At 39.1% G+C, this 16,989-nt stretch carries 13 protein-coding genes and 1 pseudogene; 4 read left to right on the plus strand and 10 right to left on the minus strand.

Annotation, left to right across the window (positions count from 1 at the left end; translation table 11 throughout):
* Positions 1 to 116: 116 nt before the first annotated feature.
* The 4 genes from FTU77_RS03930 to FTU77_RS03945 all read right to left on the minus strand — a co-directional run bounded on the left by FTU77_RS03930 (position 117) and on the right by FTU77_RS03945 (position 3,848).
* A complete protein-coding gene (locus FTU77_RS03930) occupies positions 117 to 917 on the minus strand; it encodes a sulfite exporter TauE/SafE family protein (protein ID WP_180021809.1) in 801 nt (266 codons plus the stop codon).
* 44 nt (positions 918 to 961) lie between these two features.
* Positions 962 to 1,456 carry a flavin reductase gene (locus FTU77_RS03935; RefSeq protein WP_180021806.1) on the minus strand — a complete coding sequence of 165 codons (495 nt, stop codon included), beginning with the start codon at positions 1,454 to 1,456 and terminating at the stop codon, positions 962 to 964.
* 104 nt (positions 1,457 to 1,560) lie between these two features.
* Positions 1,561 to 2,589, minus strand: coding sequence for a methionine synthase (locus FTU77_RS03940; RefSeq protein ID WP_180048945.1), 1,029 nt, complete (start codon positions 2,587 to 2,589; stop codon positions 1,561 to 1,563).
* Between the two features lie 269 nt (positions 2,590 to 2,858).
* Positions 2,859 to 3,848, minus strand: coding sequence for a putative oxygenase MesX (locus tag FTU77_RS03945; protein WP_180054780.1), 990 nt, complete (start codon positions 3,846 to 3,848; stop codon positions 2,859 to 2,861).
* A gap of 623 nt (positions 3,849 to 4,471) precedes the next feature.
* Here FTU77_RS03945 and FTU77_RS03950 point away from each other — a divergent pair.
* Positions 4,472 to 5,139, plus strand: a pseudogene (locus tag FTU77_RS03950) (epoxyqueuosine reductase QueH).
* A gap of 97 nt (positions 5,140 to 5,236) precedes the next feature.
* Here FTU77_RS03950 and FTU77_RS03955 read toward each other — a convergent pair.
* From FTU77_RS03955 to FTU77_RS03965, 3 genes are read right to left on the minus strand one after another with little or no spacing between them, the layout of a single operon-like run.
* Positions 5,237 to 6,259, minus strand: a complete 1,023-nt coding sequence (locus FTU77_RS03955; protein ID WP_180054782.1) for an ABC transporter substrate-binding protein — start codon at positions 6,257 to 6,259, stop codon at positions 5,237 to 5,239.
* Complete coding sequence (locus FTU77_RS03960) at positions 6,256 to 6,453, minus strand: hypothetical protein (protein WP_180054784.1); 198 nt, start codon at positions 6,451 to 6,453, stop codon at positions 6,256 to 6,258. Before FTU77_RS03960 ends, FTU77_RS03955 begins: the two co-directional genes overlap by 4 nt.
* An 11-nt stretch (positions 6,454 to 6,464) precedes the next feature.
* Positions 6,465 to 6,905, minus strand: coding sequence for a CopG family ribbon-helix-helix protein (locus FTU77_RS03965; protein WP_078190923.1), 441 nt, complete (start codon positions 6,903 to 6,905; stop codon positions 6,465 to 6,467).
* A 447-nt stretch (positions 6,906 to 7,352) separates the two neighbouring features.
* Here FTU77_RS03965 and FTU77_RS03970 point away from each other — a divergent pair, with 447 nt between their 5' ends.
* From FTU77_RS03970 to FTU77_RS03980, 3 genes are all read left to right on the plus strand, one after another.
* A complete protein-coding gene (locus FTU77_RS03970; RefSeq protein WP_180054786.1) occupies positions 7,353 to 8,435 on the plus strand; it encodes a putative zinc-binding metallopeptidase in 1,083 nt (360 codons plus the stop codon).
* A gap of 190 nt (positions 8,436 to 8,625) precedes the next feature.
* Positions 8,626 to 10,575 (plus strand): alpha/beta fold hydrolase, encoded by a 1,950-nt coding sequence (locus tag FTU77_RS03975; RefSeq protein WP_180054788.1) that lies wholly within the window; start codon positions 8,626 to 8,628, stop codon positions 10,573 to 10,575.
* A gap of 99 nt (positions 10,576 to 10,674) precedes the next feature.
* Complete coding sequence (locus tag FTU77_RS03980; protein WP_180054790.1) at positions 10,675 to 12,573, plus strand: AAA family ATPase; 1,899 nt, start codon at positions 10,675 to 10,677, stop codon at positions 12,571 to 12,573.
* A 29-nt stretch (positions 12,574 to 12,602) separates the two neighbouring features.
* Here FTU77_RS03980 and FTU77_RS03985 read toward each other — a convergent pair whose 3' ends face one another.
* From FTU77_RS03985 to uca, 3 genes are all read right to left on the minus strand, one after another.
* Positions 12,603 to 12,905: a helix-turn-helix domain-containing protein gene (locus tag FTU77_RS03985; RefSeq protein ID WP_078190926.1), complete on the minus strand. Its 303-nt coding sequence runs from the start codon at positions 12,903 to 12,905 to the stop codon at positions 12,603 to 12,605.
* A 1-nt stretch (position 12,906) separates the two neighbouring features.
* Positions 12,907 to 13,254, minus strand: a complete 348-nt coding sequence (locus FTU77_RS03990) for a type II toxin-antitoxin system RelE/ParE family toxin (protein ID WP_168377514.1) — start codon at positions 13,252 to 13,254, stop codon at positions 12,907 to 12,909.
* Between the two features lie 128 nt (positions 13,255 to 13,382).
* Positions 13,383 to 16,988: an urea carboxylase gene (gene uca / locus FTU77_RS03995; protein WP_180054792.1), complete on the minus strand. Its 3,606-nt coding sequence runs from the start codon at positions 16,986 to 16,988 to the stop codon at positions 13,383 to 13,385.
* Position 16,989: the final 1 nt, after the last annotated feature.

Here is a 16,989-nt window from a genome sequence, read left to right on the forward strand (position 1 = left end):
TTAAATAATATCTCTGAAATTTTAAAGACTTAAATTGCTATAGATAAAAATGCTCTAGCTTGCTGTTGCACACTAGAGCATATGTTTCGAATGAATTAACTGTGATCAGTCGGCTTCTATAAAATGCCTTTCACTAGAAAAAAGCATCCAACAATACATAACAGCACAGCAAAACATTTTTTCAGTACTGCTGGTGAAAGCGCATGCGCAGTTTTCGCGCCATATTTAGCCGTAAAGAAACTCATCACACTAATGCCCAAAAAGGCATAGATATGAATAAAGCCAATGGTATTTGGAATTTCAACTTGCTGTTGCATACCAAAAAACATAAAGCCTAATGCACCAGCAATGGCAATGGGTAAACCGCAAGCCGCAGACGTCCCGACCGCTTTTTGCATCACCACGCCATTTGCCGTTAAATACGGTACCGTAATACTGCCGCCGCCAATCCCGAAGATGGCCGATGCAACGCCGATACCCGAACCTGCTGCAATTTGTTTAGCTGTAGATGGTAGTGTTTTATTTGGATCGACTGGCTTTTTTGCACCCATAAACATGGTATAAGCCACCCAAAGTAAAAACACACCGACAATCATTTGCAGATGTAAGCCTGACAGCCAGCCTGCAATACCCGCGCCTGCAAAACAACCAATCGCCATAGACGGAGCTAAATTTTTAAATACAGGCCAAATCACAGCACCATTTTTATTGTGCGCCATCAAGGAGCTGATCGATGTCACAACAATCGTAGCCAAAGATGTGCCGAGCGCCAAATGCATAATCACATCGGGGCTATAGCCCATTTGGCTAAAAACAATATAGAGCAATGGCACAATGATGGTACCGCCGCCAACGCCAAACAGCCCTGCAGCAAAACCAGCAAATGCGCCAATAATTAAGAAAGTAATGAGTTCCACGAAATAGATACTTTTAAAGAGATGTATTGAAGAAGTTGACTGGTTTAAGCCAACTCCACTTGACCCACAGCATGATAAGCACGGTTGAAATACACCAAACTTTCCTCCTGCTGACTTTGCTTGATTGCAACCACACGGCACATAAACACACTGTGCGTACCCACTTCTTGAATCTGTTCAATCTGACAGTCAAAACTAACTAAAGCATCTTTTAATATTGGTGAACCTGTTTCTAATACAGTCCAAGAACCCAATTTAAAACGCTCTTCAGAGTTTAATTTGCTTGAAGCAAATGCATTGGAAATGTGTTCATGCTGTGCGCCCAAAACATTGACAGACAGAACTTTATTTTCAAGAAAATGCGCATGAGAACGAGAGGATTGATTCATACAAACCAGCAAAGTTGGCGGTGTATCTGTCACACTGCATACTGCTGATGCTGTAAATCCATGCATGCCTGCTTCACCCTCAGTCGTAATCACGTTGACTGCAGTCGTCAATAAAGACATTGCATTTCTAAAATCAGTTGCTTCAATCATCTCTTCAATCTCAATGGTCTATATGGCTTATCTCTTTCTCAGGTTTGGGCAATAGCAAATTTAATTTCCTTATTGCCCTTACATGAAACCGAGTCAGCTCGAATTTATGCGGTCAATTCTTGGCGAATAATGGCAGCGCCTGCGCTTAACGCATTTAGTTTGCCTTGCGCCACTTGGCGAGGTAAAGGCGCCATACCGCAGTTTGTTGAAGGATATAGCTTGTCGGCATCTACAAACTGAAGCGCTTTGCGTAATGTATTTGCTACTTCTTCTGCTGTTTCAACCTGATTGGTTGCTACATCAATGGCGCCAACCATCACTTTTTTACCGCGGATGAGTTCGATTAAATCCATCGGTACACGAGAGTTTTGGCATTCAAGCGAGATGATATCGAGCTTAGATTGCTGCAGTTTCGGGAATGATTCTTCGTATTGGCGCCATTCATTACCCAAGCTTTGTTTCCAATCGGTATTGGCTTTAATGCCATAACCATAGCAAATATGAACGGCTGTTTCGCATTTCAAACCTTCAAGCGCACGCTCTAATGTCGCAATACCCCAGTCATTGACTTCATCAAAAAATACGTTAAACGCAGGCTCATCAAATTGAATGATATCTACGCCTGCCGCTTCAAGCTCTAAAGCTTCTTGATTCAGGATTTTAGCAAATTCCCAAGCCAATTTTTCACGGCTCTTGTAATGACCATCATACAAAGTATCAATCATCGTCATCGGGCCTGGCAAAGCCCATTTGATCGGCTGATTGGTTTGGCTGCGTAAGAATTTTGCATCATCAACAAACACTGCTTTCTTACGCGATACTTCGCCCACCACAGACGGTACACTTGCATCATAACGATTACGAATACGCATCGTTTCACGCTTTTCGAAATCTACCCCTTCAAGATGTTCAATAAATGTGGTCACAAAATGCTGACGGGTTTGTTCACCATCACTGACAATATCAATGCCTGCATGGATTTGTTCATGCAAAGATAATTTCAACGCATCACGTTTTGCATCTAATAATTCTTCGCCTTCAAGTTTCCATGCTGACCACAATTTTTCAGGTTCAGCCAGCCAAGATGGTTTAGGTAAGCTGCCAGCAGTTGAAGTTGGGAGTAAAATGGCCATATTCGATCTTCTATCTCTATATTCTAAATTTCGCAAAAACAAAATGTCATCAATTGATTATTAAATTCATATTGAAAGTCCCTTCTCCCTATGGGATGAGGAGCATGCTCCGCAAGAGGATGAGGGCACTTTTCATATAAATCCTCTCCCTAACCCTCTCCTTAAAAGGAGAGGGAAATTTCTTTATGAAATAAATATTGATCAAAAATTAACTGATGCATGAAACATATTCTTTAAAACAGCTGCTTTAAATCACTCGTGATTTAAAATTAAGCTGCGTCTGCATTTTCAATACTATAATTAGCCGCCCACTCATTCAGAATGTCTTTATATGGCTGGATAAAGTTCTCTTCTGTCCATTTGCCCTGTTTAACGGCTAACTGACCACGTTCAACACGGTCATACACAATACGGGTTAATGAGTAATCTCCGAAGCTTAAGCTTGGCTGATACACCAAACCAGCTGCCGCATTGGTGTTATAAATTTCAGGACGATAGATTTTTTGGAAGCTTTCCATGGTGCTGATCGCGCTGATCAACTCGAAATCTGTATAGTCGCTCAGCAAGTTATTTGCTGAATAGAATGCCAATGGCGCAGTCGCATTTTCAGGTTTGAAGTAACGAACGCTTAAGCCCATTTTTGCAAAATAGTCATCGGTACGTGAGCAGTCATCATTGGTGTATTCCACACCTAAGATCGGATGCACATTTGCAGTACGGTAATAAGTTTTAGTGGTTGAAACACTTAAACAGATGACAGGCTGCTTTTTAAATTCAGCTTTGAATACGTCTGAATTGATCAAGTGTTGATATAGCTTGCCGTGTAAATCGCCAAAATCTTCTGGTTTTTCATTGAACTTACAGCCCAGCTCAGGCAATACCACGCTGAAATCATAATCACGCACATAAGATGAAAAACTGTTGCCGATCATGCCTTCAATGCGTTCATTGGTTTTATGGTCGATGATGGTGCTCTTTAAAGTTTCAATAAATGGGAAAGTTTGACCATTGCCTTCCACATCGAGTTCAGCCGAAATGATGTCAATTTCAAGTGAATAACGATCTGCATTTGGGTTGTCACAAGTAGCTAAACTATTGAAACGGTTATTAATCATTGCCAAAGTACGGCGCAGATTCTCTTCACGGTGTTCACCACGTGCCAAATTGGCAAAGTTCGTTGTTAGACGTGTATTGTCAGCTGGTTTATAGTTTTCATCAAAGCGGATACGTTTGATTGAACATGCAAATTTATGACTCATGGAGATTCACTACCCTAAAATTAAAAATAATCAAAATTTCTGTATGAAGTAATTTATACGTGAAACTTAAGATGAATAAAAATGATTTAACCTCAACTCAAAGTGAGATAAATTCATGTTTAAGATTTAAATACAATGAATTTTCTTCAACTATGCATCATTCAACTGGCGATAAAAAAACTGCCACCCAGGTAGCATTTAAATTTTATTTAATATAAATAAGGGCTTAAAAAAAATTCAATGAAAATTTTTTCATTCAAACACACATCTGAAATGTGTAGAATCGTACAGATTGGCTCAAAATCTCCACTCTCAAAATTTAGCGATTTATTCATTAGGGTGAATTTTTCTAACTTTAAAATGAAAAAAGATCAAATCACTAATTGTTTTAATATTGAATCTGTAACACTAATATACTTTTGTCCTGAGCTATAAAGTTCTTAAACCTTGCCATAAATAGATAAACAAAATATGAAATAAGCATATATTCATGTCGTTTCAGCTTTTTAGTCAATATACTGAATATGACTCAACTTGTACTTAGAAAAAATCAGCATATTCGAGCTTTGGTATGTTAAGGAATCGCTAAAATATTCGGTTTATACTTATACCTTCTTAAAATCATGTCTAATAAATTAGAACCTCAGACACTGACTCTCCCAGTAGGTCATGACAAGCTTTTACTCCACTCTTGCTGTGCACCATGCTTTGGCGAAGTCATGGAAACATTAATTGGATCAGGTATCGATTTTTCAATTTTCTTTTACAATCCCAATATTCATCCTGTGAAAGAATATGAAATCCGTAAAGAGGAAAATATCCGCTTTGCAGAAAAACACAATATTCCGTTTATCGACTGTGATTACGACACAGACAATTGGTTTGCTCGCGCTAAAGCTATGAAAATGAGCCTGAAAAAGGCCTCCGCTGTACCATGTGTTTTGATATGCGCTTTGAACGTACTGCATTATATGCGGCAGAACATGGCTTTAGCCTAATCAGCAGTTCATTGGGTATTTCACGCTGGAAAAATATGCAGCAGATTAATGACTGCGGGCATCGTTCAGCTTCACATTATGACGGAATAACCTATTGGGACTATAACTGGCGTAAAAATGGCGGTGCTGTACGTATGCTGGAAATCAGTAAAAAAGAAGAATTTTATCAGCAGGAATACTGCGGCTGTGTCTATTCACTGCGCGATACCAATCGCTGGCGCATGAGCCAAGGCCGTGACCGAATCAAATTAGGGGTGAAGTTTTATTCCAATGCGATGGATGAAGAAGCTTAAGTTCTACTCTTCGTTATTTTTCACTGATATTAATTTGATGTTGTTAAGCCCTGAAGTATTTACACCATTCAGGGCTTTTTTTTAGCTATATTTCAACTTATTTCAGTTCTTCAACCAAAGCTGGATATATTGATCCATCCACATCCATTTCAGTTTTATAAATGCCATTGCCAACATTAAATTTATTCACGTGGTAACTAGAACCATAAATCGAGTCAAAACCAGTTCCTTTTTTAAAGACTTGTTTATTGGCAGCTAAATCCAGTAAATGTGTCCCTCCAATAAACTGTTCATATTGTGCAGGATCAACGCCAACACGGGTCGACATGATTTTCACTGCATCGGCATGCGTTGCAGGGTCATTGATGTATTTAACCGTTTTATCCCAAACTTGAATGATTTTTTTCCATTCTTCTTTGTTGGCAGATAAATGCGTCATGTTGACGGTTAATGTGTCGTAAATCAGACCGGGTTTATCTTTCGATGTATAAATGATTTTAGAACCTGCTACCGCTTTCAAAGCTTGATTTGCGACCGGTTGCCACACGGCAATCGCTGCAATATCAGGACTTGCAAATACTTGTGGCAGCTCATTGGTCATGGTATTGACCAACTTCACTTCAGAAGCTTGAATTTTTGCATCATCCAAAGCCGTCGCCAAAAGCAAATGATCAACCAAGCCTTTTTCTGTTGCGACACTTTTTCCTTTTAAATCAGTTAAGCTATTGATGCCATCTTTAGCAATGATGACATCATTACCCGCAGAATAGTCCGTCGCCATAATCATGACGCCTTTTGTGCCGCCAGAACCTGTGACTAAGTTGTCACCATTGGTGACTAAAACAGCATCCAACTGATTTGCCGCAAATGCAGATAGTGAAGCTGAATAATCAAACCATTTAAAGTCTACATTGACGCCGGCTTCTTTCAACCAGCCTTTTTCGATAGCAACTTGCCATGCGACAAAACCAGGCCAGTCACTATACCCGATCGTAATGGCTTTTGTATTGACTGTGCTTTCTGCCTGAGCATTTGGTTCTGGAGTTTTTGCTGTATTGTCACAACCAACTAGTAAGATAGCAGTCACAACGGATGCAGATAAGCAGGCTTTTTTGATCATAGTGTGATTTCCCCGATGGCATTACAGTTAAATTTGGTATTGGTGTACAAAAACGATGGTGTATTCGGATTGCTGACAGATTGAGCATTGTGCTTTGCACGATTTGGTCTTTGGTTACCTGCATTAGCATGTGCTTGCTGTTGGTCTGTGATTCGGTCTTTAAACTGACCTTGCGATCGATATAATTGGCCCATTTTAAAACTCCTTAATTCTTTGCATTTTGCGGAATTGGCGGCATCACAGCGTCCATCAACTCCAAATGTCCTTTAATCACACCCTTAAGTGCTGAAAAATGCTGACTGATAACTTTGAGCTCTGAACTGACGCCTTGCAGAATCATGACTTCTAAAATTTTGTGGTCATCGAGTTGAATATGCAGCGAGCTCACTACTTGTTCTAAAAACTGCTGCTGTAAATCTAAAAGCTGAATACGTAGCGCCGTACTACTTGCGTCATAAAGTAAGGTAAATGTGCCAACCATCACTTCGTTGCGCTGCTCCTGATCGGCAATCAGATGCTTATTGATCATGTCTACAATGGCCTGAGAACGGCTTTCATAATGCTGATCGACAATTTTTTGATCCAAAGCATCGACTGTTTTTTCAGGCACTGTAATACTGATACGCGCCAGCTTTTGTTTAGGCACTGTTTTTCCTTATTTTTTTTGCTGAATATAGAAACCCGCGCGGGCGCTCAGTAGCTCAATAAAAAACTGCTTTAATTGATGCAGAAATGTTGCAGATTGATGTCGGTTCATATGCATCTCCTGTTTGAGTAATACAAAACATTTATTTCGTAATATCGATAGAAAAGCAGAAACTGTGCCAAGTGAGGAGCATGAAAAATGGTCGATTTTTTGGACTTTTAACTTTCTTTTAGATTTTACTGTTCATCATTTGTGCAATAAATGCACTAATAGCGACTTATTTGCACTATTGCTGCGATGTGTCATTTGATGAAGGACCATTTATTAAGGGCGTTGTTCTTAAGCAAGAGCATTGACCGACAAGCAACAAACTCTAAGTTCAATTTATTTCATCAACATTGAACATCATTTATACTGATTGATCATTCTATTTATCACTCAACGCCTATGAAGTATTTCAGCTGCGCGGTATGTTCTAACCAAATCTTTTTTGCCAATTCACACTGTGTCAATTGTCAGACTGCGCTAGGTTATATTGCCTCTGAAAAGCAAATGGGCTGTTTTGAAAAGCACAGCAGTACGTTATGGCTTGCCTTAAATCCTGAAATAAAGGGAAAGCGCTTTAAACCTTGTCATAATTATCAGCATCATCAGGTATGTAACTGGATGGTGCCTGCTGACAGTGAGGAAATTTATTGTGAGTCTTGCCTGCTCACGCACACCATTCCCAACTTAGATAACCCAGACCATATTGTGTACTGGGCACGATTGGAACATGCTAAACGGCGTTTTTTGTATTTAATGCAGCAGCTCAATACCATGCCGCGTCCTAAACGCAGCCAAGATGACCGTTTTGGACTTCGTTTTGATTTTCTGATGCCAACAGAAAATACACCTGTTATGACCGGTCATGCCAATGGAGTTATTACCTTGAATGCCAGTGAAGCAGATGTGATTTACCGCGAAACAACGCGTATAAAAATGGGTGAAAACTACCGTACACTTCTAGGTCATTTTAGACATGAAAGCGGTCATTATTATTTTGATTTGATCAAACATTTACACCCTGAACTGATTGAGGAATTTCGAGAACTGTTTGGTGATGAACGACAAGATTATAGTGAAGCTTTGAAACGTCATTATAATGACGGTGCTCCGCAAAATTGGGCGGATTACTATGTTAGTTCCTATGCCAGTACGCATCCTTGGGAAGATTGGGCGGAAACATGGGCGCATTATTTGCACATGATGGACACTCTTGAAACCGCCTACTATGCAGGATTAGTGGTCAAAACCAATAAGTCAGATTTGAATAATTTAGAACTGAAAGAGAACCCGATTGGCGCTCAGGATTTTGACCTATTGCTGCAACACTGGATGACCTTGACCTTTAATTTAAATGCGTTGAACCGCAGCATGGGCTTAGATGATGCTTATCCATTTACGTTGTCGAATCCGGTATTGGATAAACTTAGATTCATTCATCATAAATTGCTCAATATGACCTTAAAAAATCAGCAGCACAATTAGATTAAATTTAACACGTGACAGTGTTTGAATCTCAAATCAACTTTTCGGTATCACAGCATTCGAACATTAGCTTAGTTAGAAAGGATACATACGTAGTAATTTTCTAGGATTGAGCGCTGTAACACCTGCCCTATTTTTACTATTTTATAAAGGTTAAAATAACAAAAAATAGATGCCTGTGACCTTTCCAATGATGCCTTTCACGCATTTACCCGCTCGTTTTATGTGTATCATCAGCCTGAGTTTGCTTAGTGGATGCCAATTGGTCAAATTACAAGAAAATCAACTCAGTGCGTCACTAAATAATAAAACAGATAGCATATTAACCCATCAGAAGCTCAGTACATTTAGCCATCAAATCCTGTTAATGGTGAATGAAAGCGACCAATCTTGTTTAAATGCGCTTGAAAGCTGTATTCACAAAATGCGTAATAATGAAACTTTAGATATTGCTCAAGTCTATGCAGCAGCAAGTGAGCTGTACATAGCACGTGCTTTAAGCGCCGAACAAAATCCACAATGCAAAAAAAGCTTAAAACAACACAGCGGAAAATTAGCTTCAAGCAAAATTAAAATGTGTATGGATCAGCAGCTTGCAGACTTTGATTTCAGTCTGCGTTACAGCTATGTCTATCTATTTAAATCCGCTCAAGCCCCTGAAGAACGGTTATTTGATTTGCGTCAGGGACAAGTCCGCACCTTTTATAATGTGGCTTTATCACGTTTAATCACCTCATCATTCACCCGTTTTGACTATCAGCAAATGCCTGAAAGTTTAATGCTGGGTTCATCGCTTTATCATTTTAACTATGAACATTATCCTGAAATCAAAAATGCGGACATTGATAAATTACAGTCGAGCTATAATTTTAATTTTTCAGGCTTAAAAACCATTAACCGTCAGGAAGGCATAGGCTCTGAATTTGTCTTAGTCAAAAAAGCCACGGATCTGTCTGCTGCGCAGCCTTTTATATTAGATCCTGAACAATATTATTCAAATAAATCCAACCCCAATATCCATACAGCACGCTATTTATCTGTCAGTGCGATAGCAGAGCCTGCAAAGACCAATAGCAGCATTAGTGAAATTTTGTCGCCGCAATCAGACTTTAATGTTGAATTATTTAATCCCTATCAATTTAAAAAGGCAAAAATTGAATCTCAGCCCTATACCCTAACAGCCAATTATTCTGTGCCTTATGGTCTTTGGTTAGCCGAAAATAAATTAGGACGATCTGGCTATTGGACACTATTGAATAAGGAAGAACATTTGCGCATGCCACATGTGTTTATGTTAGAGCCGTATCAACCTAATAAAAAGATTATTGTCATGGTTCACGGATTAGCCAGCAGTCCTGAAACTTGGATCGGCCTGACCAATAACATTATGGGTGATCAAAAACTACGTGATCATTACCAAGTTTGGCAAGTGTTTTACTCAACCAATATGCCAATATTTGAGAGTCGTTTTCAAATCAATGCTTTACTCAAACAGGCATTTGCAATTGTTCAACCCAATACGCCTTCGGCTCAAGATGCTGTCATTATCGGACATAGTATGGGCGGCATCATTAGTCGTTTATTGGTTAGTGATGCAGATATTTCCGCTCAAGCTATTCCACTCATGAACTATGAACAAAATACACAGTTACAACGTCATCCAATTATCCGCGATCGTTTTGTCTTTAAAGCCTTGAAGCCAGTTAGTCGTGCAATTTTCATTGCCGCACCGCATCATGGTACTGACTATGCAGACCGCTGGTTTACCAATTTGGCGAAAAAAATCGTGGTATTGCCTTTAAGTTTTTTAAATGATGTCAATGTTGAAATCCCGAATGCAAAAAATTCAACGATGGGCCTGATTAAGTCTGGGCCAGCAGATTTAAGTCAACAATCACGTTTTATGCTGTTGTCTGCTGACATCATGCCAAATAAAGATATTCCTTATCATTCTATTATGGGAAATCAGACGCAAAGTACTGAACCGAGCAAAATGTCGGATGGCATTGTTCCCTATACAAGTTCTCATTTAGATGGCGCGGTGTCTGAAAAAATGTTCAATGGTGGGCATTCCATCCATGAGTCTCCAGATGCCATTTTAGAGTTGCGACGCATTTTGAGAGAGCATTTGGATAAATAAGCGTTGAATCAATAACGATTAAATTGCTTTATGTATTTATAAATTATCTTTTAAAAGCAGTGTTTTATTGCTAAATTAGCTCTATATTTTGGGGGCTATATGACAGAAAAATTATATTATTGGGCAGAAAATTTAGAAAACTACACATCAGATAATGATAAAGAGACGAATAATTATGAAGTTATAGAAATAAAACGCTTAAATTTCTTTATTGGGAAAAATAATGCAGGCAAAAGTCGATTTTTAAGAAATCTTTTTCAAAATACTCAAGGTCAACAAATCTATAATTCTCTTCAATTTAGAAAATTACAAGCTTTTACAAACCATTTAATTCACAGTAACCAATATAATAATCACACCTACTTTACACATTTTATAAATACCGTAGAGCAAATTAAGCCATCAAATATAGGCTCTGCTAATTCTAATTTTTCAAATTCACTCAATTACTTATCAAGATTTGGTCAACTATCTAGTCTTTACACAAATAATAATAAATCACAAGCTGAAACTACTTTTAGTCAAGAAATTGAGCAAAACTTAAACCCTATATTTACTAATCCTAAATTTTATATCCCTATCTTACGTGGTATGCGCCCTGTAACCGATTTAGACGAAAAATATCCTTATATAGAGCGTGCACAAAAAGACTATTTCAAGAATCAGAATAAATTTAATCATGAAAATATAATTACAGGAGAACGCCTATATCATGAATTAAAAGTTCATTTATTAGGTAAACCGCAACAGCGCGAGCTAATAAAACAATATGAAGAAAAGTTAAGTCAGTATTTTTTTGATAATGAAACCGTCACTCTAATTCCATATATTGGTAAAGATGATAATGGTCATGACAACGATGTTGTACATATTAAAATTGGTGAGGATGATCAGTTTCCAATTCATAAATTAGGTGATGGCTTGCAACAAGCCATAATCTTAACTTATGAAGCTTATATAAAAAGTAAAGACAAAGAAGGAAATACAGAAATACATGCATTTTTTATAGAAGAGCCTGAATTGCACATGCATGCAGGTATGGTTCGTCAATTGATGAACTTTTATCTCAATGAAACACCACATTATTATTTTTTTACTACTCACTCAAATCACTTACTTGATATGGCAGATGAATCAGATCAAGTCATGATTCAAAAATTTGTAAAACAACCTAAAAAAGAAGATCCTACGAAATTTGATTTTAAAATTTACCGTTGTGACAGAGATCGAGATTTACTAGCTTCATTAGGTGTACGCCCTTCTTCTGTATATTTGGCTAACTGTACAATTTGGGTTGAAGGCATTACTGATCGACTTTACATCACTAAATATATGGAAAAATATTTGAGTGAACTTGAATCCTCGAATGTAGAACTTTATAAAAAATATCGTCGCTTTATGCCGAACTATCACTATACATTTGTGGAATATGCTGGCAGTAACTTAGTACATTGGTGTTTTAGTGATGATTACGCAGATCAATTGGAAGATAAAGGTTTGAGTGCTAAAGCAGTTGCAAGTGAAATGTTACTAATTGCAGATGGTGATATTCAGGGTAAAGCTGATCGGGTTCATGTTTTAAAAAGTGAGTTAAAGAAAGAAAATTACATAATTTTAGAATGTAAAGAAACTGAAAATACGTTACCTAAGGATTCAATCATTAGAATAGCTCAGAAGAAATTCAGTAAAATGAAATCTAAGACTAAACAAGGATTTAATATTGAAAAATTAAAGGAAATTAATTCATTAGATTATTTTGATCATAAAGATTATGGCATAGGAAAATTATTGGATGATCAAATACGAAATCCAAGAACTTCTGCTGAAAAAACTGCTTTTGCCGATGGTACAGGTGTAGGAACCATTAAATATAAACTAGATTTTTGTCGTGAAATCATCAAATATTTTGATGAAAATCCTGATTGGGAAATGACACCAAAAGCAAAGGATCTATGCATCCGAATTTTCAAACATATTGAAAAGTGTAATTCAAATTAGAAAAAGACCGCCTAAGCGGTCTTTTTTAATTAAACATTAAATCCAATATGTTTACCTGTAGGTAATTCGACATCAATACGAAGTTTTCCCCCCATTGCTTCTACATATTTTTTCATGGTTGATATTTTTAAATCATTACCACGGTTTTCGATTGCAGAAAGCGAAGGCTGTTTAATCCCTAAAGTTTCTGCTAATTCTTTTTGAGAAATTTCCAACTCTTCACGAATCATGTGAAGATGCTGTTCAAGCATCAGTTCTTCTGCCATTTGCTGAATACGAGCTTGGCTTTCAGCAGAGCGAGCTGCCAATAACTCTTGTAAACTTTTTGCCATGTTAGGAATCTCCTAAACTCTTTAAATGCAAAGTGTATTGCTCATCTGCAATTGCCAGCATTTCTGTATAAAAACGCTTTTTACCGCTTTTATCACCAATGCATAACACAATCGCTTGTCTTAACGGATCAAAAGCAAAGAAAGCTCGAATCGGTTTGCCACGGTGTTGCACACGAAGTTCTTTCATATTGGTATATTTAGAATCATATACAGTGTCCACCAAAGGTCGACCTAAGCTTGGTCCTTGTGATTGCAACACAACTAAAGCTGCCAAGACCTTTTCTTGTGTCGAATCGTCTTGCTGAGCAAGCCATTCATTAAATACATCTGTGGTCAATACTGTCCACATAGCACAACCAAAATATAGACTATAAGCTATATCATAATTTAATCGAGTAAACACTGCAAATAAAAAACCGCCCTCACGGACGGTCTTAAAATTGCCTCCTTTTTTAAAGGAGGGTTAGTGAGGATTTTTTATGCCACAGGCGACAACGTAAACAAAACTTGCCCTGTTTTCACTGTTTGCCCTTTTTCAATGGTAATTTCAGAAACCTTCATCCGCTCAGGCGCAATAATTGGAATCTCAATCTTCATCGCTTCAATCACCGCAAGCGTTGCACCTTCTTCAACAATATCACCTGACTTGCATTCAATTTTCCAAATACTTCCCGGCATATGCGATTCCACAGCACAGCCCCCTTCAGGTACGTCAACCCGTTCACCATCATCCACAGCATCAAGGCTTTCAGAGACATATTCTGCAAGTCCTGCCTCATGCCAGCGACGACGTTCTGCATCAAAGTTAGCCTGTTGCACAGACTTAAATGCAGAAATGGATGCTTGGTTTTCAGTTAGGAAGTCGTTGTACTCTTTTAAGTTCAGCACGCCTTCTTCAATACGAAGTTTTAAGCGACCTGCTTTAAAGTCCTCACGCATTTGCATGAGTTCAGTTTCAGACACTTCATAGAATTTAATTTGGTCAAAGAAGCGTAGTAACCAAGGCATACCTTGTTCAAAATCAGGGTTTTTACGATAACGAGACCACATTTGCGTAGTACGACCCACAAACTGATAGCCTCCCGGACCTTCCATACCATAAACACACATATACGCACCGCCAATACCGACAGCATTTTCAGGCGTCCATGTCCGTGCAGGGTTGTATTTCGTCGTCACTAAACGCTGGCGAGGATCAAGCGGTGTTGCCACAGGTGCACCTAAATACACATCGCCCAAACCCATGACCAAATAACTCGCGTCATATACCACATCTTTGACCGCTTGTTTGTCTTTTAAACCATTAATACGACGGATAAACTCAATATTGTCAGGACACCATGGTGCATCTGGACGTACCGTTTGCATATAACGCTCTGTCGCTAGCTGGGTTTGTGAATCCTCCCAAGCGAGTGGTAAATACACAGTCCGTGACGGTACTTGCATTTGGGTCACATCAGGCAGTTCAGCTTCCGCGACTTGTAGTAAACGCAATAAATCCAATTGATCAAGCTTGATCGAATCAAAATGAATTTGCAGTGAACGAATCCCCGGTGTGAGATCAATAATTCCTGTGATATTTTGCTTTTCAACCCATTGCATGAGTGCATGAATACGGAAACGTAGGTTTAAATCTAAAACCAACTCACCATATTCCACCAACATGTAGTTGTTGCCCGCAGGACGATACACCACATCTGGCAAGCCATTCTGACCTTTTAAAGTATCAAGCACCGCATTTTTTAAGGTGGAAAGTTCAGGATAAAATGACTCATCAAATGCCACAACCTGCGTATCAGATGCTTCTAATTGCGCATGATATTTTTCATTTAAGAGCTTAGCTTGATGATAACTCACAGGTATAAATCTGACTTTGTCTCCTGCTTTCAATTGACCAAGCTTCCAAAGCTCAGAATTAATCACCACGGCAGGACAAACAAAGCCTCCTAAACTTGGACCATCTGGACCCAAAATAATCGGCATATCACCCGTAAAGTCGATAGCACCAATGGCATAAGCATTGTCATGAATATTCGATGGATGCAAACCGGCTTCACCACCATCCTCACGTGCCCATTCAGGTTTTGGACCAATCAAACGAATACCTGTACGGCTTGAGTTAAAGTGAATCTCAAAAGTATTGGCAAAGAAGGTATCAATGTCTTTTTTAGTAAAGAAGTCTGGTGCACCATGCGGGCCGTACATCACCGCAATTTCCCATTCATGACTAAACGTTGGCACTTGTTCAGGCGCAAGCGCTGTCACTTGTTCAGATGTAAATGCCATGATTGGCAACATATCTCCAATCAATAAATTACGACCAGCATGACCACCAAACTGACCAAGGGTAAAGGTTGCTTGTGAGCCTAAATATTCAGGTACATTCAAACCGCCTTTAATGCCGATATAGGTACGGCAACCTGTGGCGATTTTTCCACATTTTAAAATCTGACCTTTACGCACATTCACGGTTTGCCACATTGGTACAGACATACCATCAAGCGTTGATGGCATATCACCACCCGCCAATACAATTTGGCTATCACAGTGGAATTTTAAACTTGGGCCTTGCAAAGTGCATTCAAGCCCTGCCGTGTTATATGCATTGCCTAACAATTGATTCGCAACATTAAGTGACAGCGGATCAATCGCACCTGATGGTGGCACACCCACATCCCAATAGCCCAAACGACCTGTGACATCTTGCACAGAAGTTTGAATGCCTGATTGCAACACTTCAATTTTTTGGGTTTTCCACTCAAATGTATTTAAGAATCGTGTGGTTTGCGTACCGGCTTTAAATACATCGCAGTTGATAATATTTTGTAGATATTCAAGATTAGTTTCAATGCCTGCAACCGATGTTTTGGCGAGTGTTTCGGTCATTGCAGCAATTGCAGAGTCACGATCATCCGCTGTGACAATGATTTTCGCAATCATCGGGTCATAAAATGATGAGACATTTGAACCGGTTTCTACCCAAGTTTCATTGCGTGCCTGCGGATCAAAATCGACATAGGTCAACAGCCCTGCACTCGGTTGGAAGTTTTTAATTGGGTCTTCTGCATATAAACGTACTTGAATTGAATGACCTTTCGATTCAAGTTGTGCTGTTGGTGCAATCCAATCCCCACTACCGAGAGTCACCATCCATTCCACAAGGTCTACACCAAACACTTGCTCTGTCACACCATGTTCAACTTGCAGGCGGGTATTCACTTCTAAGAAATAGAATTCCTGTGTGTCGGTATCCATCACAAACTCAACTGTACCTGCCGAACGGTAACTCACCGACTGCATCAGCCCAATCGCAATCGATTGAATATAAGCACGTTGATCATCATTGATATGTGGTGCTGGGGTTTCTTCCACGACTTTTTGATTACGGCGCTGTACCGAACAATCTCGCTCGCCAAGTGCTAAAACTAAGCCATTGCCATCACCAAAAATTTGCACTTCGATATGACGGGCATTTTGTACAAATTTCTCTAAATATAAACCTGCGTCTTTAAAGTTGGCTTGGGCAAGATATGACACTGTAGAATAAGCATCTTTCAGCTCTTCTTCATTCCACACCAAACGCATACCAATACCGCCACCGCCCGCGGTACTTTTCAGCATCACAGGATAACCAATACGATTGGCTTCAAGCAGTGCTTCAGCTTCATCTGCCAAAAGCTGACTGCCCGGAAGAAGTGGTACATTGGCTTGAATCGCGAGTTGACGCGCGGTATGTTTTAAGCCAAAGGATTTCATTTGCGCCGAATTTGGCCCTAAAAATACAATGCCTTGCGCTTCACACAGATCACAAAATTCTGCATTTTCAGACAAGAAGCCATAGCCCGGATGAATCGCTTCTGCGCCTGTTTGTTTCGCGACTTCTAACATTTTATCGACATTTAAATAACTTTGGCTGGCAGGACTATCACCAATAAATACCGCTTCATCAGCTAAGGTCACATGCAAAGAATCACGGTCTGCTTCGGAATACACTGCAACGGACTGAATGCCTAATTTTTTCAGTGTACGGATCACACGACACGCGATTGCACCACGGTTGGCAATGAGGACTTTATTAAACATG

The sequence above is a fragment of the Acinetobacter sp. YH12142 genome (assembly GCF_013418435.1).
Lineage (GTDB): Bacteria > Pseudomonadota > Gammaproteobacteria > Pseudomonadales > Moraxellaceae > Acinetobacter > Acinetobacter amyesii.

Coding starts and splice junctions, on each gene's coding strand:
- FTU77_RS03935 (WP_180021806.1), bottom strand. CDS start 1,456: ATGATTGAAGCAACTGATTTTAGAAATGCAATGTCTTTATTGACGACT.
- FTU77_RS03940 (WP_180048945.1), bottom strand. CDS start 2,589: ATGGCCATTTTACTCCCAACTTCAACTGCTGGCAGCTTACCTAAACCA.
- FTU77_RS03945 (WP_180054780.1), bottom strand. CDS start 3,848: ATGAGTCATAAATTTGCATGTTCAATCAAACGTATCCGCTTTGATGAA.
- FTU77_RS03955 (WP_180054782.1), bottom strand. CDS start 6,259: ATGATCAAAAAAGCCTGCTTATCTGCATCCGTTGTGACTGCTATCTTA.
- FTU77_RS03960 (WP_180054784.1), bottom strand. CDS start 6,453: ATGGGCCAATTATATCGATCGCAAGGTCAGTTTAAAGACCGAATCACA.
- FTU77_RS03970 (WP_180054786.1), top strand. CDS start 7,353: ATGAAGTATTTCAGCTGCGCGGTATGTTCTAACCAAATCTTTTTTGCC.
- FTU77_RS03975 (WP_180054788.1), top strand. CDS start 8,626: ATGATGCCTTTCACGCATTTACCCGCTCGTTTTATGTGTATCATCAGC.
- FTU77_RS03980 (WP_180054790.1), top strand. CDS start 10,675: ATGACAGAAAAATTATATTATTGGGCAGAAAATTTAGAAAACTACACA.
- FTU77_RS03985 (WP_078190926.1), bottom strand. CDS start 12,905: ATGGCAAAAAGTTTACAAGAGTTATTGGCAGCTCGCTCTGCTGAAAGC.
- FTU77_RS03990 (WP_168377514.1), bottom strand. CDS start 13,254: ATGTGGACAGTATTGACCACAGATGTATTTAATGAATGGCTTGCTCAG.
- uca (WP_180054792.1), bottom strand. CDS start 16,988: ATGTTTAATAAAGTCCTCATTGCCAACCGTGGTGCAATCGCGTGTCGT.